The organism is Catenibacillus scindens (assembly GCF_014202115.1).
Classification (GTDB): domain Bacteria; phylum Bacillota; class Clostridia; order Lachnospirales; family Lachnospiraceae; genus Catenibacillus; species Catenibacillus scindens.
In genome coordinates, this window is record NZ_JACHFW010000002.1 from 288,890 (window position 1) to 311,127 (window position 22,238).

Here is a 22,238-nt window from a genome sequence, read left to right on the forward strand (position 1 = left end):
CACCAAAGGGCCATGAAGTTTAGATTCAGTTTATTTTTCATGAATATAATTTTTTTTAACAGTTCAGCTATCAGGAATGGGCTGGATTGTTTATGCCTCGCATAAGCATCGGCCCATTCCTGATGAGCCGGGCGTCAGATAATGAGGAAGGAGACTATCTATGCTGAAATTACTAAAAAAATTCACAAAAACAGAGTGGACCTTCGCCTTTTTGGCGCTGATCTTTATTGTCTTTCAGGTATGGCTGGATCTGACCATGCCGGATTATATGTCAGAAATCACTACTCTGGTACAAACGGCAGGCAGCGCCATGAGTGATATTCTTATTGCCGGCGGAAAAATGCTTGCCTGCGCCCTGGGAAGTTTTGCCGCCTCCTTCTGCACAGTGATCTGCGCGGCCAAGATCGCGGCCAATTTTTCCGCCAATCTGCGGGAGGATCTTTTTAACCAAGTACAATCCTTTACAATGGCTGAAATCGGAAACTTTTCTACAGCCAGCCTGATCACCCGCTCCACCAACGATGTTATGCAGGTTCAGATGCTTATTGTCATGGGCCTCCAGGTGCTTTTGAAAGCTCCCATCACTGCGGTCTGGGCCATTGCCAAGATTGCCGGGAAGAGCTGGCAGTGGACCTTCAGCACCGGTGTTGCCGTTGTGATCCTCCTTCTTGTGGTGGGTACCTGCGTTATTATCGCTATGCCAAAATTTAAACGTCTCCAGAAACTCACCGACGAGATCAACCGCATTACCCGTGAAAATCTTACGGGATTAAATGTTATCCGGGCTTACAATGCAGAAGATTATCAGGAAAAGAAATTTGAAGAGGCCAACCACCGCCTCACCAAAACCCAGCTTTTTGCCAACCGGACCATGGCCTTTTTAATGCCGGGTATCCAGCTCGTTATGAATGGCCTGTCCCTGGCAGTCTACTGGATCGGAGCCTACCTTGTGGAAAATGCCCAAGGTATGGATAAGCTGAGTATTTTCTCAGATATGATCGTCTTCTCCCAGTATGCGATGCAGGTGGTAATGTCCTTCATGATGCTTGTCATTATACTGGTCATCTTCCCAAGAGCTTCCGTTGCCGCCAAACGTATCAATGAGGTTCTCGATACCGTTCCAAGTATTAAAGATGGCCCAGTCACAGAACCGGATACCGGCCTGACCGGGGAAGTGGAGTTTCGCAATGTATCCTTCCGCTATCCCGACGCTGACGGCGATATGCTCCAGAATATTTCCTTTACCGCCCACAAAGGAGAGACTGTCGCCTTCATCGGTTCTACCGGATGCGGAAAGAGTACAGTGATTAATTTAATCCCCCGGTTTTACGATGTCACTTCCGGCCAGGTTCTTGTAGATGGCGTGGATGTGAGGGAATACGATCAGAAAGCTCTGAGAAATAAGATCGGCTATGTCTCCCAGAAAGCCACTCTGTTTTCAGGAACCGTGCGCAGCAACGTGGCCTTTGGAGATAACGGGCAAGAAGAATTTCCTGACGAAGATATCGTCAACGCTGTATATACCGCCCAGGCCAATGAATTTGTTGAAAAAATGACAGGAACCTATGACGGCTATATTGCCCAGGGAGGCTCTAACCTCTCCGGCGGTCAGAAACAGCGCCTGTCCATTGCCAGGGCCGTGTGCCGTCGTCCGGAAATTTTTATTTTTGACGATTCGTTTTCAGCTTTGGACTATAAAACCGACCGTATTTTAAGGGAAACATTGGCAAAAGACTGCGGTCAATCCACAAGAATCATCGTGGCTCAGCGTATTGGTACGATACGCGACGCGGATAAAATCATTGTTTTGTCTGACGGAAAGATCGCGGGAATGGGAACTCATGATCAGTTAATGAAGGATTGTGAGGTTTACCAGCAGATCGCCCTTTCACAGCTTTCAAAGGAGGAACTGGCATAATGGAAAATAAATCCTATTCATCAAATCACGGCTCTGCCCCTCACGCCCACGGCGGGCCAGGAATGCGCCGGGGCTCCGGGGAGAAGGCCAAAGATTTTACCGGGACATGGAAAAAACTGATCAAATACTGCAAAAGATATATTGTCCCTGTCCTGATCGCCGTTATATGTGCCATCGGCGGTACTGTATTTACATTAGTCGGGCCGGACAGACTGTCCGACATGACGGAGGAGATCACCAAGGGTCTGACCGGCACCATTGATCTTGAGGCGGTAGGGCGTATTGGCTTTACACTCGTTGCCTTTTACCTGTGCAGTATCGTCCTGTCTTTTATACAACATTTTATTATGACGACCATCTCCCAGATGGTTTCGCAGCAGATGAGAAGTGATATTACACGGAAGATCAACCGTCTCCCCATGAGCTTTTACAGCCACTCATCCCACGGAGATATTCTTTCCCGCGTGACCAACGACGTGGACATGATCTCCATGTCATTAAACCAGAGTGTCGGCATGCTTGTATCTGCCATTACGCTCTTTATCGGTTCATTGTTCATGATGCTGATCACCAATGTAATCATGACGCTCACCGCCGTTGTCGCTATTTTTATCGGCTTTATGCTTATGCGTCTGATCACATCTCACTCTCAAAAGTATTTTGCCCGCCAGCAGCGCCACTTAGGCGAGCTTAACGGGCATATCGAAGAGATCTACTCTGGACATACCGTTGTTAAAGCCTACAACGATGAGGCCAATGCCAAAAGGACTTTTGACGAGATGAACGGAAATCTTCGGGAGAGCGCTTTCCGCGCCCAGTGTCTGGCTGGCCTTATGCAGCCTCTCATGGTCTTTATCGGAAACCTTGGCTATGTTGCCGTATGTGTGGTTGGCGCTGTGCTGACAATGAACGGACAGATCGGTTTTGAAGTTATTGTCGCCTTCATGATGTATGTCCGCTTCTTCACCCAGCCTTTGTCCCAGATTGCCCAGGCAATCCAGTCTCTCCAGTCCGGCGCTGCGGCAGGAGAGCGGGTATTTGAATTTCTTGAGGCTAAAGAGATGGAGGATGAGAAAGACAAAACTGCTCATCTGGAAAATACAAAAGGCTATGTAGAATTTGACCATGTAAAATTCGGTTATGATCCTGACAAGATCATCATCCACGATTTTTCTGCAAAAGCCAAGCCCGGTCAGAAGATCGCCATTGTTGGGCCTACCGGCGCCGGAAAAACAACGCTGGTCAACCTGCTCATGAGATTCTACGAAATAGACGGAGGCGATATCCGCATTGATGGCATCTCTACAAAAACAATGAATCGTGAGGAAGTTCACTCTCAGTTTTGTATGGTCCTTCAGGATACATGGCTCTTCGAGGGAACTGTCCGTGAAAACCTGATTTACTGTTCAGAAAATGTCAGCGATGAGAAAATGGAAGCAGCATGTAAAGCTGTGGGCCTGGATCATTTTATCCACACCCTTCCCCACGGCTACGATACCATACTTAATGACCAGTTAAATCTCTCCCAGGGCCAGAAACAGCAGCTCACCATCGCAAGGGCGATGATTGCTGACAAGCCAATGCTGATTCTGGATGAGGCCACAAGCTCTGTAGATACACGGACAGAACTTCAGATCCAAAATGCCATGGACGCCCTCATGGAGGGACGCACGTCCTTCGTCATTGCCCACCGCCTGTCCACCATCAAAAATTCAGATCTCATCCTTGTATTAAAGGACGGCGATGTCATTGAGAGCGGAACACACGATGAACTTCTGGAAAAAGGCGGCTTTTACGCGGACCTTTACAATAGCCAGTTCGATAAAGCGTCTTAAAGAAAGCGGGGGAATCTTATGAAATGCAATTATGTAACCATTGAGCGTGAATACGGCAGCGGCGGCACAAAAATTGCCCGCCGCCTTGCCCAGGAGTGCAACATCCCATGCTACGGTCCTGAAATATTGGATGCGGTTTCCAAGCAGAATGATATTTCTGTCGACCGAATTCAAAAATATGAGGAATCCGTGACGGGCAGTTTTTTATATACCCTTTTTGTCATGAGCCAGACCCAGTCCGGTAACTCAGATATGCTTCCCGCCGAAGGCCATATTTTTATGAGCGAGCAAAGAGAAATACAGCGGCTGGCTGCGGGAGGCCCGGCAATTTTTCTTGGCCACTGCGCCGCTGAAGCGTTAAAAAAATACAGCGGCGTTGTCAAAGTCTTTATCCGTGGGGAAAGCGAAGATAAAAAGCAAAGGATTATGAAAGACTACAAAATTCCAGAAAAAGATGTGGAAAGTACCCGAAAGAGATTCGATAACAAACGATCTAAATATTACTACGCCAACACCACCCGGAAGTGGACGGATATAAAAAATTATGACATTATCCTGAACTCCACTTATCTTGGTATCGACGGATGTGTTTCTGTACTTAAAGGACTTTTTGCCAAGTGAAATGCTTCGAGATAGGCAACAACGTATCAAGACAAAAAAACCGGATTTCCTCCATATGGAGGAACCCGGTTTTTTTCTTATTCTGTTCTCAATGCCGCTACCGGATCGTTTTTCGCCGCCTTCTTTGACGGAATCAGGCCTCCGATCAGCGTCAGCAGGATACTTAAAGAGATAAGGACAATCCCAGCCACCGGTGGAAGAGAAGCGTAGATATTGATCTCCTCACCAGCAAAGGAATGGATCAGGTAATTGGCCGGAATCAAAAGTACCAGCGTCAGCCCGATACCCATCAGCCCGGCACACAGTCCTACAATAAATGTCTCAGCGTTAAATACCTGGGAAATATTCCGCTTGGATGCGCCGATAGCCCGGAGGATGCCGATTTCCTTTTTCCGCTCCAACACGCTGATATAGGTAATGACGCCGATCATTATGGAGGACACAATGAGGGAGATCGCCACAAAAGCCACAAGGACGTAACTGATCACATCCACAATGTCGGTCACAGAGGACATAAGAGTTCCGACCATATCTGTATAACTGATCACCTTTTCATCCATACCCTGAGCGCTCATCTGTTCGTTATAGCTATCAAGAATATCCAGTATATGCCCTTTACTCTCAAAATCCAGAGGATAAATATTAATCCCGCTTGGATCGTCTGGGTCAGCATAATTTAAAGCGCGCAGATTGCTGTCATAAGACGTATCCTGAGCCGACATCATGGAGGTGAGCAGCTCTGTCAGCTCATCTTCTGTCATATTGATCTCAATGGCATTTGCAAAGGCGTCTGTGTCAAAATGGAAGGCATTTTCCATATTGGCGCTGATCTGGCTCATAGCCGCTTCCATGCCGCTGGTCATACTCTGGCTGATTTGAGCCACAGTCTGCTGCATCAATGAAGATATCTGGGTTTGAAGGGCCTGAGAGAGAGCCGAAGAGTAGGAGCCCATCACCTGTTCCATATAGCTTCCCAGTATGTTGGATAACTGGCTCTCAAGGCTGTCAATATTCATAATCTGTCCGATACCGTCAGTAATCGTCTGCTGAGCCTGGGGCGTCTGGAGATAGGCATTAAAATACTCATCCATCTGGGTAGGGTCAGGCAGAGCGTTGTCCTCCGCATACTGCTGGTAGCCGGATACAAGGCCGTCTGTCAACTTTTTAAGCTGTTCGGGCGTCACATTGATCTCCCCGGCAGAAAGAATCATGCTGGCCGCTCCGTCAGAAATCTGCTGCTGAACCTCAGGTGTCTGAAGATAGGCGGTCAGGTACTGCTGAACCTGGGCCGGGTCGGTCACCTCGGTCAGACCGTTGGCTTCAAGGTATGACTGAAAACCTGCAGCAACCTGTGTGATCAGTGTATTTAACTGATCTGCCGGCACAGACATACCGCTGCTGTTTATAATTTCACGGATGCAGTCTGAGAGAAGACTCTGAGCCGAGTCGGTCTGAAGGTAAGCCATAAAATATTCATTTAACTTTGAATAATCCGCCTGTGGATTTTCCTGGGCATACTGGGCATAGCCGTCCAGTACATTCTGCACAAGGTCATCAATGTATTCTGTGGACACAGTAACATTGAGTTGGCTCATAACATCGCTGATATTAATACCTGACAATTGGGGCATATCCAGAGACAAACTGCCAAAATCCATCATCTGGGACAGATCCAGGGAACTCCCGTTCATATTAAAATACTGGGACATATCAATATCCAGGGCGCTTTCATCAAACTGGAAGGCATCTTGCACAGCCTCCTCATTAATGGAAAAAAGAGAGTCCAGAGAAAATTCATTTTCACTGTTATCCTCTCCAAAAGTATTTCCTGTAAATACATTAACCGATGGCTCTTCAAGCTGTGCTTGGACAATCTCACTGGCAGCAGCCTCTTCCATAACATGCTGCGTCAGGCTGGCAGGATAGCAGATCCCCGTATTAAGCATAGCCGCTGTGGATCCGGACTGGGGCTGAACCACGCCTACAATGGTGAGATCTTCGCCATCATCCACAAGCTGTTTCATATACTCCGTGTCATCTCTTTTATCTGTCCACACATTATAGCGGTCATCGTATTCGTAATAATCCGCCGCGTTGACAAGTTTAAAGGTGACGCCAATAAAATCGTCATAGGAATAGGACTGGTCATCTTGGGGCGTCTCCACGTTCTCTTCATTGACAAAAGCGTCCACCATCGTATCCAGTTCGGAGAAGTCCCTGAATCCCAGGACATAGGGCAGGAAGTCGCTAATACTTCCCGTAGACGTGAGAACAAGGACACATTCATTATAATTCTGCGGCCAGCGCCCAGCCTTAATATCATACTGATCCTCATAGAGCTGAGCATCTGCCGGCATCTCATAGAAAACGTTTGTACTCATCATAGAGGACATCATAGAACTTGAGCTGGTTCCTGAACCAAGTCCCATAGATGTAAAGGAACTATCCGGATGAACCTGGCGTACACTGTCCTCATCTACGCGGTAAATCTGGGGAGATACATTGTAAGAATATTCAATAGCGTTCACATACTGTTCAATGCCGCTTTCCCCGCTGTCAAAGTAGCTTTTCAGAGACGACAGATCATTGGAATCAACCTGGGAAAACAAACTTGTGAGCATCTGAGTGACCCCCACAGTCCCATCCTCATGATCTGAGCTGCTGGCAATCCCAGACATCATAGAGGACAGATCCATCCCTGTACTCTGAATCTCCAGAGGGTATTCCGACAACGTGTCCTCCTCCACAGACTGAATATATGTGTTGACTCCGTTTGAAATGGAAAGGATCAGAGCGATCCCTATAATACCGATGGACCCGGCAAAGGAGGTCAGGAGCGTTCTCGCCTTTTTTGTTCTGAGATTATTAAAACTTAAAGAGAGGGCAGTCAAAAAAGACATTGCAGATTTTCCCATGTTTTTGTGGACCGGCGGCGTCAGATGGCTTTCATCCACGATATAGGGATCTGAATCAGAACGGATAATTCCGTCTTTTAAATTGACAATTCGGGTAGCATACGCATTAGCCAGCTCCGGATTGTGGGTAACCATAACTACAAGACGGTCCTTCGCCACTTCTTTTAACAACTCCATAACCTGAACGCTTGTATCACTGTCCAGGGCGCCGGTAGGCTCATCCGCCAGAAGGATCTCCGGATCATTGACTAAGGCTCTGGCGATAGCCACACGCTGCATCTGGCCACCGGACATCTGATTTGGCTTTTTATGGGCCTGTTCCCCAAGCCCTACCTGTTCAAGGGCCGCTTTGGCTCTCTGGCGCCGCTGAGCTTTGGAGATCCCTGAGATTGTCAGGGCAAGTTCCACATTGGCAAGAACAGTCTGATGTGGAATAAGGTTATAACTCTGGAAGACAAACCCGATAGTATGGTTGCGGTAAGAATCCCAGTCCCTGTCTTTATACTTTTTGGTAGATATCCCGTTGATAATCAGATCTCCGCTGTCGTAGCGGTCCAAACCGCCAATAATATTTAATAATGTCGTCTTTCCGGAACCGCTAGGGCCAAGTATGGCCACAAATTCGTTGTCGCGGAGATTTAAGCTGACCCCATCCAAGGCTTTCTGGATCAGATTTCCAGTCTTATATTGCTTGCAAATATTTTTAATCTGAAGCATGTTTGTCAGATCACTCCTTTAAATTATGGAACAATTCATTGAATATCCAGTCTCAGGTCAAATCCCCGCTGCAAGCCACGGGGCATCAAGCTAGCAGCGCCCCGATGGGCGGGGTATTTGACCCTCGCGGCGTTCGCCAAATGGACGTGCGAGCGCGTCCGCTTGGCTCACTGCCCGCAGGAATAAATCGAATCATCTGTCGCTAAAAGCTGTGTAAAACCACATATGTAGAAAATTATAAGTGAATTAAAATATAATGTCAACCGGACTGACTCAGATATGTACATAGTCGCGAATCTGTAAAGTTACAGTTCAGCCATCAGGGATGGACGGGATGATTTATGCTTGCATAAGAATCAACCCGCCCCATTCCTGATGAGCCCGGCGCCGGATTATGAGCAAAGGAGCGGCGTCATCCGCGGGTCAGCGCGGCGCAGCGTAGGCGCAGGCTGAACTGTAACTCTGTAAATCTTTGGTAAAATTCCTGCAAAAAAAGAACTTTTTTGGACTTTATAATAAATGTCAAAAATAAATTAAAAAATCTTATAAAAATTGTAAGCTTTGTTCAAGTATGTTCTGATACAATAAGAACATCAGGGCATATAAATTTTTATATACTTTTAGAGGAGTGAAATGAAGTCTATGGGATTTTTGAGACAATTTTTCCAACATAAACATATTTGGCTGATCGGGGCTTACATGATTTTTTATCTAACCGGATTTGCCATCCTGGAGGATCGGACGCCGGAGAAGATGCATCTGATCCACATGCCGGCAGACGATATGATCCCGTTCTGTGAATTTTTCATTATCCCTTACATATTGTGGTTCTTTTATATTACCGCGGTGATCGTATATTTTGCTTTTTACAACAAGAATGTGAGAGAGTACTGGCAGCTTATTCTCACCCTTGCCATTGGAATGACCCTGTTTCTTATTGTTTCCTGGTTTTACCCCAACGGCCATGATTTAAGACCAGTGGTTTTTGAGCGTGATAACATTTTTGTCGATATGGTCAAACAGCTTTATAAGACAGACACATCGACCAACATCCTGCCAAGCATCCATGTATATAACTCTGTAGCCGTGTACATCGCAGTGAAGAAATGCCGTGCCCTTGAAAAGAATAACGCCGTACAGTATGGTTCCTTAATTTTGTCAGTCCTCATTGTACTGTCTACCATGTTTTTAAAGCAGCATTCGATTCTGGATGTACTCTTGGCCCTGTTATTAAATGGCGTCGTATATGGAATTATCTACGTTGCCTATGAAACTACATCTATGAATAAAAATGTCAAAGTAAAAAGAGAGCGTGTCCGGTACAAACAATTTCAATAACTGTCGGATAAAACTGCAAAGCAAATACTGTCCCCAATAATCACCGACATAATAAGCTGTCATTTTGTGTTGAACATTGTCGAACATTTGTTTTGGTTTTGCATTGATTGTATATGAAAAATATATTACAATAATAGCGAAATACATAAAAAGATTGTGGCCGTTCAGTCCGCGCCAATGCTGAGTGTTGAACTGAACGGTTGCAAAAGATTATGATTTTCGGAGGGATAATTGTAATATGTATGATGTACCTAATTCCAGTGAAATTAAAGATGTTCTAAGACACAAAGACCAGATGCTTTGCAGATTATACACACAGAGAAAAAGGATATATGGCCGGATGCGCCGGGAAAAAGCCTTCACATTTTCTTCTTTATCCCTTTTTGCAGACCAGGAAGCTATAGAAGAAAAACGTCCATTTTATACAAAACATCTTAAAAATATCTTTAAAGAGGAAATGCGTATTTTTGAAATCTGGCATTGTTTTTCATGTCTGCCTGAACCATACCATACATGCCTTGATCAACGGTATGTTCAGCAACATTTTTCATGTCAGCCGTTTTCAATCAATAAAGCACAGCCGCTGACAAGAAATTTTATATATCAATGTGATAAGGGTATTGAATTGATTCAGACGTTATTCAAAAATAAATATCATGAAAACTTTGTTCAGGATGGTTCACACAGGCTTTCATAAAGCCTGTGTTTTTTACGCCATAGAAAACTGTTAGAAGCAGGGCGAGTAATCTCTGCGCCAAATACAGATTTATGGAGAAGATCTAGACAAAAGCCCAAATTTATGGCATAATGAACCTTGGATCAGCCAATTTTTGTTTTTAAGGAGGTTTTCATATGGATCGCCCGCTAACATACCATGAACAGATGAATATTGAAAATACGTCCCGTCTCCGCAATGTTCTGGCCCAGCTCCCGCCTTTTTCCAGGGATTATTTCCGGGCCATCGAGCCGACCACATCATCCAAGACACGAATTTCATATGCCTATGATCTGAGGATATTTTTTAATTATTTAATTGAGAATAATCCTATGTATAAAAATTACACAACCAGGGATTTTACCCTTGAGGATCTCGACCGTCTTCAGGCTGTGGATATTGAGGAATACCAGGAATATCTAAAACTCTACGACTCTGATGACAAAATGGTCACAAACACAGAAAAAGGGCTTGCCCGAAAAATGTCTTCCCTGCGAAGTTTCTATAATTATTACTACAAACATCAGGCTATAAAAAACAATCCGGCTCAGCTTGTATCTATGCCAAAACTCCACGAAAAAGCAATTATCCGCCTGGATGTAGATGAGGTTGCCTCTCTCCTTGACTTTGTGGAAAACTGCGGCAACCAATTAAAAGGCCAAAGGAAGGCTTACTATGAGAAAACAAAATTCCGGGATCTGGCTATTATGACTCTTTTGCTGGGCACAGGTATCCGCGTGTCTGAGTGCGTGGGCCTGGACTTAAACGACGTGGACTTTAATAATAATTCCATCAAAGTCACCCGAAAAGGCGGAAACCAGATGTATGTCTACTTTGGCCCGGAGGTGGAAAATGCCCTGACGGACTACCTTGAAATCACCCGAAAAAATACCATCCCCCTCCCCGGCCAAGAGAACGCCCTTTTCCTCTCCTCCCAGCGAAAAAGGATCAGTGTTCGTACCGTCGAGGATCTGGTCAAAAAGTACTCCTCCCAGGTCACGCCCAACAAACATATCACTCCCCATAAACTGCGCAGCACTTATGGCACCAATCTCTATCGAGAAACCGGGGATATCTACCTTGTAGCCGATGTTTTAGGTCATAAGGATGTCAACACTACCAAAAAACACTACGCCGCCCTTGGAGATGAACGGCGAAGGAAGGCGGCCTCTGCCGTCATTTTGCGCGAAAACACCTCCAACACACACCATCGGACAGACAAGTAACCGTCCATCCTACGCTATTCGCAAAGCCGCGCTTACGTGCCGAGCATAAGATTTTAGCCGCGCCGGCTGGGTTAATTCCGGCGTCATGGCTTGGATCGTTCCAATTTAACATCTTATTAGTTTACATAAAATAATTATGTAAACTAATAAGAGCAATCAATACTAATAAAATACAAAAGGGCCGCAAAAGGCTCCTCAGGAGGAAAATATGAAACTTCAACAATTATTAAGCTATACCCGCCGTGCAGTCGATGATTATCAGATGATCCAGCCGGGAGATAAAATCGCCATAGGGATCTCCGGGGGGAAAGACAGTCTAGCCCTCCTCTACGCCCTCCACGGATTAAAACGCTTCTATCCCAATCCCTTTGAGATCCATGCCATCACTGTAGATCTGGGCTTCATCAACTTCAATCTTGACCCTATCAGAGATCTATGCCGCCAGATGGACGTCCCCTACACTGTGGTGCAGACAGATATCGGCCATATCATCTTTGAAGACCGGAAAGAAAAGAATCCATGCGCTCTATGCGCCAAAATGCGCAAGGGCGCTTTCAACGAACAGGCCAAAGCTTTGGGATGCAATAAGCTGGCTTACGGACACCACAAAGACGATCTTGTAGAAACAATGCTTCTGTCTCTCATCTTTGAAGGCCGATTCTACTCATTCTCACCGGTAACTTACCTGGACCGGATGGATATTACGCTGATCCGTCCTCTGATGTATGTAAACGAAGCAGATGTCATCGGCTTCTCTCATAAATATCATCTGCCGGTATGTAAAAGTCCATGTCCGGCCGACGGTGTGACCAAACGGGAGTATGCCAAGGAGCTTGCCGCCCAGCTTAACCGTGATCATCCCGGCGCCATTGAGCGGATGTTTGGTGCCATTATCAACGGAAACATTCCAAACTGGCCGCCGAGACACACTTGTGCAAATCACTCCAAAGACAAGTAGGCGCCGGCGAAGGATGAGCCACCCGCTTCCTCCGGCTCATCGTCTGCCTTCGTATGGTATAAGGGTCTATCCGAATAATATGGCAAGATCAGAAGCTGTCCTGGATAGATCACATCGCTTTCCAGACGGTTAGCCTTGATCACTTCCCCAATATATTCATCCACACAGGAATATCCCGTCGTCATATAAGTATCCGCAATGTCCCACAGAGAGTCGCCGCTTTTTACAACATAGCTTGTAAAATACTTGCGCGCGTTGGTCTGAACATGGGCATCTGCGGATACTTTCGTCGATCCAAAGATCAAAAAGCAGATCAGTCCGATTATGATCATCAAAAAAACTGTAACCGTCCGTTTTTTCCATATCTTTCCAGTCATTATAAATTCCTCCTCCTTATTTTTAGAACATGTGTTTGGTTTTCTTTATTATAGCGAACATGTGTTCAGTTGTCAACCTTTTGTATAAACAAATGTTTGCAAAAATATGTTCGATATGGTATGATAAACATAATTAAATCCTGTGCTGTGGCACTGATCAAATGGCGCACAAGCGTGTCATCTTTGCTTTACTTCCCACAGAGAAACACAGGTACCGCGCAAGACGCGGCAGCAATCCGTGCATCATAGGCGTCAAAATAGTTTTTGACGCCTTCATCATAATATGTTTACAGGAGGTCGCCAGAATGGATAAAGGCAGAATCAGCTCAAAACAATTAGAAATTTTAGAATACATAAAACATCAGATTTTAGTGAAAGGATATCCACCTGCCGTCCGGGAGATCTGTGAGGCTGTCCATCTAAAATCCACGTCCTCCGTCCACTCACATCTGGAAACTTTGGAAAAAAACGGCTATATCCGCCGTGACCCCACTAAACCGAGGGCTATAGAGATCGTGGATGATGATTTCGCCCTGACCCGCAGGGAAGTAATCAATGTCCCCATGGTGGGAACCATCACCGCCGGTGAGCCGATCCTGGCAGTGGAGAATATCCAGGATTATTTTCCTATCCCTGTTGAGTTTATGCCCAACGCTGAAGTTTTCATGCTGAAAGTACGCGGCGAGAGTATGATCAACGCCGGGATTTACGATGGCGATCAAGTCATTGTAAAGCGTCAGTCTACGGCAGAAAACGGGGACATTGTTGTCGCCCTCCTGGGGGATTCCGCCACTGTCAAGCGCTTTTTCAAGGAGGACGGTCACTATCGTCTCCAGCCTGAAAATGATACTATGAATCCTATTATCGTCACCTCAGTGGATATTATCGGAAAGGTCATCGGACTGATGCGCCTGTCTATGTAATACCGTAATACAGCCCAGGCATCAGAAATGGCGAACTGAATGTAGGGAAGGGGATGAAATTAATTTACTTTATAAATTAATTTCATCCCCTTCCCTTTTTTATAAAGATAGGCTATAGTAAACAAGTATGCGCAAACAAACCTGAAGGATTTAACTACTTTACTCAGGAGGAGACATCTCGATTATGAAAAAAAATATTCTTGTCGGCCAGTCCGGAGGCCCCACCGCGGTTATTAACGGAAGCCTCTATGGCGTTATTACTCAGGCAAAAAACAATAAAAAAGATCATATCGGCCACATCTATGGAATGATCAATGGCATTGAGGGATTTTTGAAAGATCAGTATACAGACCTGGAACAACTGTCAGACACGACTTTAGAAGAACTGAAAACAACCCCTGGCGCTTACCTTGGCTCATGCCGTTTTAAACTGCCCTCAGATTTAAAAGATCCGGTGTATGTCCGGATTTTCCAGAAATTTAATGAAATGAATATTGGTTACTTTTTTTATATCGGCGGAAATGACTCCATGGATACCGTCAGCAAACTCTCCCGCTGTGCCAGCGCCCATAACACCGATATACAGATTATAGGCATTCCAAAAACCATTGACAACGACCTTGTATCTACTGACCATACACCCGGATTTGGCAGCGCCGCCCGTTTTGTCGCCACAAGTGTCCGGGAAATCGGCATTGACGCCTCCATTTATGATACAGATTCTGTCACTATCGTGGAAATCATGGGTCGCCATGCCGGTTGGCTCACCGGAGCAGCCGCCCTGGCCCGCAAATACGATGGTGATAATCCTGTATTTATTTATCTTCCCGAAGTGGATTTTTGCGAAGAACAGTTTATTGCTGACATAAGCAGCGCCCTTAAAAAACGCAAAAACATTGTGGTCTGCGTATCTGAGGGCATCCATGACGCCCAAGGCCGGTTTATATGCGAATACGACTCGGCAGCGGGCACTGACAACTTCGGCCATAAAATGTTGGCCGGGTGCGGCAAGTATCTGGAAAATCTGATCCGAATCCGCCTTGGAATCAAGGTGCGCTCTATTGAACTGAATGTGAGCCAGCGCTGCTCTTCCGTCCGCCAGTCTGCCACTGACCTTGCTGAAGCCATAATGGCCGGAAGTTTCAGCGTGGACGCAGCACTCTCAGGACAAACCGGAAAAATGACTGCATTTTCCCGACTCTCGGACGATCCTTACCACATTGAATGTACACTGGTAGATGTAAACCAGGTATGCAACAAAGAAAAGAAAGTCCCCCAGGCATGGATCACCCATAATGGAACAGACGTATCTAAAGAATTTATACAGTACGTCCGCCCGCTCATACAGGGATCGGTTATGCCTCCGGAGGAGGACGGACTTCCTGTCTTTGCCTACCGGAAATAAAAAAGAATCCTGCTTCGCAGGATTCTCCGCCGCAGTGCGATTCTACGCGGATCTTTAATTTTAAAGTCATATCCCCCGAAGCTTATGCTTCAGGGGATATGACTTTAAAACCTTTGCCGCTCAGGCAAGTTCTTCCAGTTCAGTAACTTTCCCGTCTCTCCAGATCCGCTCCAGATCATAAAACAAGCGATCCTCTTCAGAAAATACGTGGACAATAATATCCGTATAATCCATTAAGATCCAGTTGGCTGTCGCGTAGCCTTCCACCTGGCGGGGAGTATATCCGGCTTTTCCAAGAACTTCTGAAACATTGTCCGCCATAGCCTGCACCTGATTTTTATTATTTCCGCTGGCAATAATAAAATAATCGGCGATCACAGAAATATCCTGAATATTAATAACTTTTGTATCCACTGCCTTTTTATCGGCTAATGCCTCAACAGCCAGGGCCGCCATTTTTTTTGAATCACTCACCAGTGTTTTTCTCCCTTCTTTTTAAAAGTGACTTATAGTAACTATACGTAATTTCCGTAGTCTCGTCAATATCCTGAGGAGATTTTTTTAAATAATCCAATGTCTGGGCAAGGATCTCGTAAACCGCCTGATCCAGATCCTCAAAACTGATCTGGCGCAGCCGGGAAAGATTTGGCGCCTTGTCACGGCTTGGCTCAATATAATCGGCTGTAAATACAATCTTTTCCAGCAGAGTCATATCCGGCTTTCCCGTCGTATGCCATTCCACAGCCCCAAGGATTTCCGGGTCTGTGACCCCATACCTCGTCCGGGCCACATAAGCGCCCACTCTCCCGTGGAGGAGAAAAGGATTCCGCTCCTGGGCGTGCGTCACTTCCAGGTGGTGTTTTCTGGATTTTTCCAGAAGCTTTTCCGGTTTCATATGTTTAGCACAGTCATGGAGCAGGCCGGCCATCTGGGCTTTTTCTACATCAGCGCCGTAACGCATGGCCAGACACGCGCTGGTATACTGCACACCCAATGTATGGACAAAGCGGGAACCGGTCTGTTTCTCCCTCAACATATCCTGTATTTCCAAAATTGTATAAATCATTTTTTCAGCCTCCTGCAAAAATAGGACACATGGTCTTTATTTCCGCGGGCAGTAGCCAAGCGGACGCGATCGCGCGTCCATTTGGCAGTGCTGTGTGCCGGTAGCACACGTCTAGCACCGATCATAAGCGGAGGGACGACCAAATACCCCGCAGCTTACGCTGCGCTAACTATTTCCATGCCCCGTCAGCTTGCGGCGGGGTATTTGACTTTTCGTATAAATGATGAAAATGAATATAGAAATTCACTTTTTCCGGCACCATAAAGCGGATGGAGGCGTGGTTTTTCACCCGGTCCCTAAGCTCCCTGGAGGAGATATCCAGCTCAGGAGCCCCAAGGAGAGAGATTTTCGCCTGATAGGTGCAGCGTAGCAGCTCCGCCTCCCGGTTGAGCATCTCCATATCCGTATCGCCCCGGACCGCTGCCAGAATATGAGCCAGTTCTAAGATCCGTTCCGGGCGGCACCAGTGGGTCAGGTCTTTCACAGAATCCGCCCCCATGATAAAATAAAACCGGGTGTCAGGGGCAATCCCTGTCAGATATTCCAGCGTCTCATAGGTATAGGACAGGCCGTGTTTATTGATTTCATAGTCTGAAACTCTAAAATAAGGTACACCTTCCACCGCAAGACGGAGCATAGCAAGACGGTCATGATTGCTGACAATCTCCTGGTCCTGCTTATGGGGGGGATGTCCCGCAGGCATGAAGATCACTTGGTCCAGCTCATACTCTCTATAGCTTTGCTCCGCAATGAGAAGATGACCGATGTGGACAGGATTAAATGTTCCTCCCATGATCCCTACCCGTTTACTTTTTTTATCCATGACACCAGTCCCCCAAAGACTTATTCTGGAAGAACGATCTTCTTCTTGTTATCCTTGCCTTCTTTATATAAAACGATCTTTTTGCCGATGACCTGCACTACGTCCGAGTGGGTCCGTTCGGCCAGATAATCCGCGATCTCCCTGGGATCATCTGTGCAATTTTGAAGTACGGAAACCTTGATAAGTTCCCGGGCATTTAACGCTTCATCCACAGCTTTCGTCAGCTCCGGAGTCAGGGATGCCTTCCCAACCTGCACCACCGGGTCCATGGTCATGGCAAGGCTCTTTAAATAAGCCCGCTGTTTTGATGTTTTAATCATATCATTCTCCTGTTATTTATAATAATCAAATTGAAGACCATACATGCGTACAGTATCGCCCTCCTGGATGCCTAATGCTTCCAGTTCATCCAGGATTTTGTTTTCCTTCAAAAATTTCTGGAAGAAGTCAAAGCCCTTTTCAGATTCCAGATTCGTGTACCCAAGCATACGCTCAATACGGGGGCCTTCCACCACAAATACACCGTCCTCATCTTTTTCCACAGTGTAAGGCTCCTCAAAGCGGACATTTTCTGGAAAATATTCCCGCTCAAAAACTGTTGGGGCCTCATTGATCTCATCCAGAAGTTTGCGCACATGGTACAGTAAAGGTTTTAGCCCCTGACCGCTCACCGCGGAAATAGGGAACACAAAAATCCCCTGAGGTTCAAATTCTTCCCGGATCAAAGTGATAGCGTCGTCATTTTCACCGTCATAGAGAGCGTCGATTTTATTTGCCGCAATAACCTGGGGTCTTTCCATAAGTTTAGGATTATAGCTTTCCAGTTCTTTGTTGATTGCATAAATGTCGGCGATAGGGTCCCGCCCCTCCACGCCGGCAGCATCCACGATATGGATGATCACTTTTGTCCGCTCAATATGGCGGAGGAAATCATGTCCAAGGCCCACGCCTTCGCTGGCGCCCTCAATGATTCCCGGAATATCGGCAATGACAAAGCCCTTGCCCCCGTCCAGATCCACAACGCCAAGATTGGGATTCAGTGTAGTAAAATGGTAATTGGCGATTTTAGGCCGGGCATTGGTCACACGGGAGAGAAAAGTGGATTTACCTACGTTTGGGAAGCCCACAAGCCCCACGTCAGCGATAACTTTAAGCTCTAAGGTCACATTCAACTCCAGGGCTTTCTGTCCCGGCTGAGCATATTTGGGGGCCTGCATCGTGGCTGTGGCATAGTTCATATTGCCTTTGCCTCCCCGGCCGCCTTTAAGGATCACCTCACGCTTGTGATCCCCGGACATATCGGCGATGACAAGGCCGCTGTCCGTATCCCGAATCACTGTGCCTTCAGGTACCTTGATAATAATATCTTCCCCATCTTTTCCGTGACAGCGCCGCTTGCCTCCCGGCTCACCGTCCCCGGCACAGTATTTGCGCACATGGCGAAAATCCATCAGCGTATTCAGACCGCTGTCCACAACAAAGATCACATCGCCGCCTTTGCCGCCGTCTCCACCGTCAGGTCCTCCGGCGGGAACATACATTTCCCGCCGGAAGCTAACATGTCCGTCGCCGCCTTTGCCGGAACGTATATATATATTTGCTTTATCTACAAACATATCTTTCACCTCTTTTCATGGTCAGCGCCGGAAAACACTCCGGCAGCTCTTTTTGTGTGTCATAAAAAACGACTTCAAATTCCGTAAAATCTGAAGTCGTTTAAGTTAATTATTCGTTTACAGCTACAGGATAGATAGAAACCTGTTTCTTATCTCTTCCTTTTCTTTCAAATCTCACAACGCCGTCAACCAACGCAAATAATGTATCGTCGCCGCCGCGGCCTACATTAACGCCCGGATGGATTTTTGTTCCGCGCTGTCTGTAAAGAATGTTTCCAGCTTTTACAAACTGTCCGTCAGCTCTCTTTGCGCCAAGTCTCTTGGACTCGGAATCTCTGCCGTTCTTTGTGGAGCCGACACCTTTTTTATGAGCGAAAATCTGAAGGTTCATCTTTAACATGGCCTTACACCTCCTTGAAAATCAATCGAATGTATTTACTTCCGTAATCTTTTTCGATCTCCTGCAAACCAAGAATCATTGAATCCATGAGCAACGCCGAAGCTTTGGAAAGCTCACCAACAAACCGACATTGAATATACCCATCCTTTTGTTTCACATGAAACTTGTCGGATGTAAACGATTCAATGGAATTTATGGTGTTTACTGTCAACACAGAAACTGCCGCGCATATAATATCGCTGCCTTCCTCTGCATATCCCGCATGGCCCTCCGACATAAATCCGGTATAGCCCTGATCCTTATTCCTGAAAACTGTTATCTTTATCATAACCAGTCTGTGACAATCCGATTAAGCGTTGATCTTTTCAATCTTTACTCTTGTATACGCCTGTCTGTGACCGTTTTTCTTGTGATAACCAGTTTTTCTCTTATACTTGTAAACGATGATCTTTTTACCTTTAACATCGCCTACAACAGTTGCAGCTACGCTGGCACCTTCAACGGTCGGATTACCAACCTTAACGTCGTCACCACTGACAACAAGGACCTGATCAAATACAACGGACTCGCCGGCTTCCACGCCCAGCTTTTCTACGTTGATAACATCGCCTTCGGCTACTTTGTACTGTTTACCACCTGTTGCAATAATTGCGTACATATGGCACCTCCTATGATCATTACTCGCTAGTTACGGTGGTCAATAGACACTTGAAAACCTCACTATGCGGCACACTAATAAAGCTTACCATTAAGTAAAAAATTTGTCAATAGGTGGATTTAATTTTTTTAAAACATTGTAACAGTTCAGCCCGCGCCATTCGCAAAAGCGCGGGGTACTCTTTAAGTACCCCGCTGCCGTTCATTTTTCATTTATTCCTCTGTTTTTTCAGGAGATACAAAATCCGGCCATTTTTTATGAACCATATTAACAATCAGATCCACTGTACCGTCCACTCCGTAAAAACTGCTGTCGATAGCCATAGTCTTACCGTCCACTCCGCCCCATTTACGGTCCGTATAATATTGATAGTAAGAGCGGCGGATTTTGTCTGTTCTGGCAATCTCCTTGCGGGCCGCTGCGTCCGATTCGATGAGATAGCGGTCTTTAATACGTTCAATCCGCTTTGCCAGCGGAGCAAAGATATATATATGCATACAGTTGTCAAAATCTTCCAGGACATAATCTGAACACCTTCCCACGATCACGCAGGACTCTTTGGAAGCCAGATCCTTAATAATGGAAGACTGGGTCCAGAAAAGCCTGTCGTTGACTGTGCCATAATCGGTTCCTGTGGGAAGATAGGCGCTGAAAAACGGGTTGGACGCCTTCTCATCAGCCTGATAAAGAAGATCCGAATTAATGCCGCTCTTTTTCGCGGCAATATCAATCAAATTCTTATCATAAAAACTGATGCCCAGGGCCTTGGCAACCTTCTGTCCAATCTCACGGCCGCCGCTGCCAAACTCTCTGCCGATAGTAATAACGATGTTTCTGCTCATAAGAAAACCCCCTTTATCCTTCAAAGCGTTCCTTCGCCCGGCCATCGGCACTGGTAAATATGCCTGTCTGTCCGGTCTAACGACGTAGCTTTTATAGTAATATTATACCATGGTCTTTCTGAAAATTAAAGCATTATTATCAGAAAATTATTGGACAAAACCCGATAATTCCAACAATTATACCAAAAACAAAGCCCACCGCCACATCCGAAAGAAAATGAAGCCCGCAAAGAACTCTGGATATGCCCACCAGGGCCGCCATCACAAGCATTGCAGCCCCTAAAGAGGGCACAAGGGACATACATGCCATGGCGATGACCGCAGCACTGGCCGTATGGCGGCTGGGAAAACTTTTTCCTTTTTTTAATCTTTTCTTATTAAAAGTGATGGGCGTAAACCGATATACTTCATAGGGTCTTTTTCTGTGAAATAAAACGCGCCCCACAGTCACCAAAACAAAAGCGGCCAGGGGAACGCCAATGAACCTAAACAAAGCCAGGGGCATAATCAGGCCGGTGATCACGCACAAAAAAAGATAGATCGCCCCTATGGCGATGGGGAAAACTCTGGCAATCATGTAGATCAGACTCATCCGCCGGGGTTTTTCCCGGATAAAATCTGTAGTATTTTTATAAAATTTTTCACTCATGGTCTCTCTCCTCACCGGCGTCAACAAAGCCCCAGCCGCCGCATACAGGGCAGGGTTTTCCTAAAAGTTCATAAAGGGGCTTGCGCTCTTTTTTCCGGGTCATTTCCACAAGGTTCAGGCGGGTTGTATCCACAAGGACGGTTTTTACCGGATCCCGGTCAAGGAACTTTCCAAAGGATTCAAAGAGAGATCGCCGCATCTGGCTATCCTTCATGTCAATAAAATCAATGACAATGATCCCTGAAAGATTGCGCAGCCGTATCTGGCGGGCAATTTCCGCCGCTGCTTCCATGTTTACCTTAAAATAAGTCTCCTCGGTTGTTTTCTTCCCTGTATAGCGCCCGGTATTCACGTCAATGACAACCATCGCTTCCGTGGGCTGGATCATTAAAAATCCCCCGGATTTCAGCCATACTTTCGGGTCAAGGGCCCGCTGAATATGGGTGGGGAGACTTTTAAGCTTGACCAGGGGCCAGCTCTCATCCCGGTAAAACACCAGAGGCACTGACCGTTCCCAACTTTTAAGGGCCTGGCTGACCCGGTCGTAGACGTCTTTAATGTCCGTTGTGATCTTATTCAGATCCGGGTGATCTAAAATATACTTAACATAGGCGGGCATGCCGACATAGAGTTTTGAAAAACACGTAGAATGGCAGGCCCTTTTGAGCAGGACCTCAAACTGTTCCCCAAGTCTTTTCGCCTCCCGGCCAAGGACTTCCTCCGGCTGGCCTAAAGCCCCTGTGCGGACAATAAATCCGTAATTTTCTGTGACAAAAGGCTCTGTCGCAGCTTTCAGCCGTCTGATTTCTGCCTTATCTGTGATCTTGGCGGAGACAGACACCACAGGCTTTTTGGCGGTAAGGACAAGGTACTGTCCAGGGAGAGTGATCTTTCCGGTCAGCATGGCCGGCTTTGTCTTCACAGGATCTTTGACCACCTGGATGAGAAGCTCATCTCCAGGTACAGCCTTTGTATTTTTTTTATGATTAAGGAAAAAATGGGCATCAGGATCACTGAGGGAATAATAACCGCACTTTTTCCTCTCAAATTCCACAAAAGCCGCGTTAATATTTTTTACCACATTCTGAATCCTGCCCACATAAATATTTCCCAGATTTCCGCCGTGGGGATCATCCAGAAGGATCTCGCACAGGATGTCGTTTTCATAAACCGCCGTCAGTATGTGTTTTTTCCAGTAAACGATCACAAGATTTTTTTCCATGAGACACCGCCCCT

The 22,238-nt window shown here is 46.2% G+C and carries 22 protein-coding genes; 9 read left to right on the top strand and 13 right to left on the bottom strand.

Going from position 1 to position 22,238, the window contains the following annotated elements; all coding sequences use genetic code 11:
* The first annotated feature begins 160 nt into the window (after positions 1 to 160).
* From HNP82_RS04275 to HNP82_RS04285, 3 genes are read left to right on the top strand one after another with little or no spacing between them, the layout of a single operon-like run.
* Positions 161 to 1,918 (top strand): ABC transporter ATP-binding protein, encoded by a 1,758-nt coding sequence (locus HNP82_RS04275; protein ID WP_183771841.1) that lies wholly within the window; start codon positions 161 to 163, stop codon positions 1,916 to 1,918.
* The gene (locus HNP82_RS04280; protein WP_183771843.1) at positions 1,918 to 3,753 is read left to right on the top strand and encodes an ABC transporter ATP-binding protein; all 1,836 of its coding nucleotides are present in this window, start codon (positions 1,918 to 1,920) and stop codon (positions 3,751 to 3,753) included. Before HNP82_RS04275 ends, HNP82_RS04280 begins: the two co-directional genes overlap by 1 nt.
* Before the next feature lie 18 nt (positions 3,754 to 3,771).
* A complete protein-coding gene (locus HNP82_RS04285) occupies positions 3,772 to 4,374 on the top strand; it encodes a cytidylate kinase-like family protein (RefSeq protein WP_183771845.1) in 603 nt (200 codons plus the stop codon).
* Between the two features lie 77 nt (positions 4,375 to 4,451).
* Here HNP82_RS04285 and HNP82_RS04290 read toward each other — a convergent pair whose 3' ends face one another.
* Positions 4,452 to 8,006, bottom strand: a complete 3,555-nt coding sequence (locus HNP82_RS04290; RefSeq protein ID WP_183771847.1) for an ABC transporter ATP-binding protein/permease — start codon at positions 8,004 to 8,006, stop codon at positions 4,452 to 4,454.
* A 699-nt stretch (positions 8,007 to 8,705) separates the two neighbouring features.
* Between HNP82_RS04290 and HNP82_RS04295 the strand changes: the two genes are divergently transcribed.
* The 4 genes from HNP82_RS04295 to HNP82_RS04310 all read left to right on the top strand — a co-directional run bounded on the left by HNP82_RS04295 (position 8,706) and on the right by HNP82_RS04310 (position 12,243).
* Entirely contained in the window at positions 8,706 to 9,344 is a 639-nt protein-coding gene (locus HNP82_RS04295) for a phosphatase PAP2 family protein (RefSeq protein ID WP_243164633.1), read from the top strand.
* 340 nt (positions 9,345 to 9,684) lie between these two features.
* Positions 9,685 to 10,041: a hypothetical protein gene (locus HNP82_RS04300; RefSeq protein ID WP_183771851.1), complete on the top strand. Its 357-nt coding sequence runs from the start codon at positions 9,685 to 9,687 to the stop codon at positions 10,039 to 10,041.
* A 155-nt stretch (positions 10,042 to 10,196) separates the two neighbouring features.
* Positions 10,197 to 11,285, top strand: coding sequence for a tyrosine-type recombinase/integrase (locus HNP82_RS04305; protein WP_183771853.1), 1,089 nt, complete (start codon positions 10,197 to 10,199; stop codon positions 11,283 to 11,285).
* 208 nt (positions 11,286 to 11,493) lie between these two features.
* Complete coding sequence (locus tag HNP82_RS04310) at positions 11,494 to 12,243, top strand: tRNA 2-thiocytidine biosynthesis TtcA family protein (RefSeq protein ID WP_183771855.1); 750 nt, start codon at positions 11,494 to 11,496, stop codon at positions 12,241 to 12,243.
* Here HNP82_RS04310 and HNP82_RS04315 read toward each other — a convergent pair.
* Positions 12,225 to 12,620 (bottom strand): LysM peptidoglycan-binding domain-containing protein, encoded by a 396-nt coding sequence (locus tag HNP82_RS04315; RefSeq protein ID WP_183771857.1) that lies wholly within the window; start codon positions 12,618 to 12,620, stop codon positions 12,225 to 12,227. The genes HNP82_RS04310 and HNP82_RS04315 overlap by 19 nt on opposite strands.
* A 305-nt stretch (positions 12,621 to 12,925) precedes the next feature.
* On the opposite strand from HNP82_RS04315, the gene lexA reads away from it, so the two are divergent.
* Positions 12,926 to 13,543: a transcriptional repressor LexA gene (lexA, locus tag HNP82_RS04320; RefSeq protein ID WP_183771859.1), complete on the top strand. Its 618-nt coding sequence runs from the start codon at positions 12,926 to 12,928 to the stop codon at positions 13,541 to 13,543.
* A 184-nt stretch (positions 13,544 to 13,727) separates the two neighbouring features.
* Positions 13,728 to 14,948 carry a 6-phosphofructokinase gene (locus tag HNP82_RS04325; protein WP_183771861.1) on the top strand — a complete coding sequence of 407 codons (1,221 nt, stop codon included), beginning with the start codon at positions 13,728 to 13,730 and terminating at the stop codon, positions 14,946 to 14,948.
* A 120-nt stretch (positions 14,949 to 15,068) separates the two neighbouring features.
* Here HNP82_RS04325 and rsfS read toward each other — a convergent pair whose 3' ends face one another.
* The 11 genes from rsfS to HNP82_RS04380 all read right to left on the bottom strand — a co-directional run bounded on the left by rsfS (position 15,069) and on the right by HNP82_RS04380 (position 22,224).
* Positions 15,069 to 15,404, bottom strand: coding sequence for a ribosome silencing factor (rsfS, locus tag HNP82_RS04330; RefSeq protein WP_207720556.1), 336 nt, complete (start codon positions 15,402 to 15,404; stop codon positions 15,069 to 15,071).
* A gap of 10 nt (positions 15,405 to 15,414) precedes the next feature.
* Entirely contained in the window at positions 15,415 to 16,014 is a 600-nt protein-coding gene (gene yqeK / locus HNP82_RS04335; RefSeq protein ID WP_183771871.1) for a bis(5'-nucleosyl)-tetraphosphatase (symmetrical) YqeK, read from the bottom strand.
* A gap of 169 nt (positions 16,015 to 16,183) precedes the next feature.
* Positions 16,184 to 16,837 (bottom strand): nicotinate-nucleotide adenylyltransferase, encoded by a 654-nt coding sequence (gene nadD, locus HNP82_RS04340; RefSeq protein WP_183771873.1) that lies wholly within the window; start codon positions 16,835 to 16,837, stop codon positions 16,184 to 16,186.
* A 20-nt stretch (positions 16,838 to 16,857) separates the two neighbouring features.
* Positions 16,858 to 17,157, bottom strand: a complete 300-nt coding sequence (gene yhbY / locus HNP82_RS04345; RefSeq protein WP_183771880.1) for a ribosome assembly RNA-binding protein YhbY — start codon at positions 17,155 to 17,157, stop codon at positions 16,858 to 16,860.
* Between the two features lie 12 nt (positions 17,158 to 17,169).
* The gene (gene obgE, locus HNP82_RS04350; RefSeq protein WP_183771883.1) at positions 17,170 to 18,453 is read right to left on the bottom strand and encodes a GTPase ObgE; all 1,284 of its coding nucleotides are present in this window, start codon (positions 18,451 to 18,453) and stop codon (positions 17,170 to 17,172) included.
* A gap of 109 nt (positions 18,454 to 18,562) precedes the next feature.
* Positions 18,563 to 18,853 carry a 50S ribosomal protein L27 gene (gene rpmA, locus HNP82_RS04355; RefSeq protein WP_158431115.1) on the bottom strand — a complete coding sequence of 97 codons (291 nt, stop codon included), beginning with the start codon at positions 18,851 to 18,853 and terminating at the stop codon, positions 18,563 to 18,565.
* Positions 18,854 to 18,857: 4 nt separating this feature from the next.
* Positions 18,858 to 19,181: a ribosomal-processing cysteine protease Prp gene (locus tag HNP82_RS04360; protein WP_183771885.1), complete on the bottom strand. Its 324-nt coding sequence runs from the start codon at positions 19,179 to 19,181 to the stop codon at positions 18,858 to 18,860.
* A gap of 21 nt (positions 19,182 to 19,202) precedes the next feature.
* Positions 19,203 to 19,511 carry a 50S ribosomal protein L21 gene (gene rplU, locus HNP82_RS04365; protein WP_183771886.1) on the bottom strand — a complete coding sequence of 103 codons (309 nt, stop codon included), beginning with the start codon at positions 19,509 to 19,511 and terminating at the stop codon, positions 19,203 to 19,205.
* Between the two features lie 212 nt (positions 19,512 to 19,723).
* A complete protein-coding gene (locus HNP82_RS04370) occupies positions 19,724 to 20,353 on the bottom strand; it encodes a cytidylate kinase-like family protein (RefSeq protein ID WP_183771887.1) in 630 nt (209 codons plus the stop codon).
* Between the two features lie 139 nt (positions 20,354 to 20,492).
* The gene (locus tag HNP82_RS04375) at positions 20,493 to 21,002 is read right to left on the bottom strand and encodes a phosphatase PAP2 family protein (RefSeq protein ID WP_183771888.1); all 510 of its coding nucleotides are present in this window, start codon (positions 21,000 to 21,002) and stop codon (positions 20,493 to 20,495) included.
* Positions 20,995 to 22,224, bottom strand: coding sequence for an Rne/Rng family ribonuclease (locus HNP82_RS04380; RefSeq protein ID WP_183771889.1), 1,230 nt, complete (start codon positions 22,222 to 22,224; stop codon positions 20,995 to 20,997). Before HNP82_RS04380 ends, HNP82_RS04375 begins: the two co-directional genes overlap by 8 nt.
* Positions 22,225 to 22,238: the final 14 nt, after the last annotated feature.

Bases quoted from the DNA above. Each gene is read 5' to 3' on its own strand.
- obgE (WP_183771883.1), bottom strand. From the start codon at position 18,453: ATGTTTGTAGATAAAGCAAATATATATATACGTTCCGGCAAAGGCGGC.
- HNP82_RS04375 (WP_183771888.1), bottom strand. From the start codon at position 21,002: ATGAGTGAAAAATTTTATAAAAATACTACAGATTTTATCCGGGAAAAA.
- rsfS (WP_207720556.1), bottom strand. From the start codon at position 15,404: ATGGCGGCCCTGGCTGTTGAGGCATTAGCCGATAAAAAGGCAGTGGAT.
- HNP82_RS04295 (WP_243164633.1), top strand. From the start codon at position 8,706: ATGATTTTTTATCTAACCGGATTTGCCATCCTGGAGGATCGGACGCCG.
- HNP82_RS04280 (WP_183771843.1), top strand. From the start codon at position 1,918: ATGGAAAATAAATCCTATTCATCAAATCACGGCTCTGCCCCTCACGCC.
- lexA (WP_183771859.1), top strand. From the start codon at position 12,926: ATGGATAAAGGCAGAATCAGCTCAAAACAATTAGAAATTTTAGAATAC.
- rpmA (WP_158431115.1), bottom strand. From the start codon at position 18,853: ATGTTAAAGATGAACCTTCAGATTTTCGCTCATAAAAAAGGTGTCGGC.
- HNP82_RS04300 (WP_183771851.1), top strand. From the start codon at position 9,685: ATGCGCCGGGAAAAAGCCTTCACATTTTCTTCTTTATCCCTTTTTGCA.
- HNP82_RS04310 (WP_183771855.1), top strand. From the start codon at position 11,494: ATGAAACTTCAACAATTATTAAGCTATACCCGCCGTGCAGTCGATGAT.
- yqeK (WP_183771871.1), bottom strand. From the start codon at position 16,014: ATGATTTATACAATTTTGGAAATACAGGATATGTTGAGGGAGAAACAG.
- HNP82_RS04360 (WP_183771885.1), bottom strand. From the start codon at position 19,181: ATGATAAAGATAACAGTTTTCAGGAATAAGGATCAGGGCTATACCGGA.
- HNP82_RS04380 (WP_183771889.1), bottom strand. From the start codon at position 22,224: ATGGAAAAAAATCTTGTGATCGTTTACTGGAAAAAACACATACTGACG.
- HNP82_RS04370 (WP_183771887.1), bottom strand. From the start codon at position 20,353: ATGAGCAGAAACATCGTTATTACTATCGGCAGAGAGTTTGGCAGCGGC.
- rplU (WP_183771886.1), bottom strand. From the start codon at position 19,511: ATGTACGCAATTATTGCAACAGGTGGTAAACAGTACAAAGTAGCCGAA.
- HNP82_RS04275 (WP_183771841.1), top strand. From the start codon at position 161: ATGCTGAAATTACTAAAAAAATTCACAAAAACAGAGTGGACCTTCGCC.
- yhbY (WP_183771880.1), bottom strand. From the start codon at position 17,157: ATGATTAAAACATCAAAACAGCGGGCTTATTTAAAGAGCCTTGCCATG.
- nadD (WP_183771873.1), bottom strand. From the start codon at position 16,837: ATGGATAAAAAAAGTAAACGGGTAGGGATCATGGGAGGAACATTTAAT.
- HNP82_RS04285 (WP_183771845.1), top strand. From the start codon at position 3,772: ATGAAATGCAATTATGTAACCATTGAGCGTGAATACGGCAGCGGCGGC.
- HNP82_RS04315 (WP_183771857.1), bottom strand. From the start codon at position 12,620: ATGACTGGAAAGATATGGAAAAAACGGACGGTTACAGTTTTTTTGATG.
- HNP82_RS04305 (WP_183771853.1), top strand. From the start codon at position 10,197: ATGGATCGCCCGCTAACATACCATGAACAGATGAATATTGAAAATACG.
- HNP82_RS04325 (WP_183771861.1), top strand. From the start codon at position 13,728: ATGAAAAAAAATATTCTTGTCGGCCAGTCCGGAGGCCCCACCGCGGTT.
- HNP82_RS04290 (WP_183771847.1), bottom strand. From the start codon at position 8,006: ATGCTTCAGATTAAAAATATTTGCAAGCAATATAAGACTGGAAATCTG.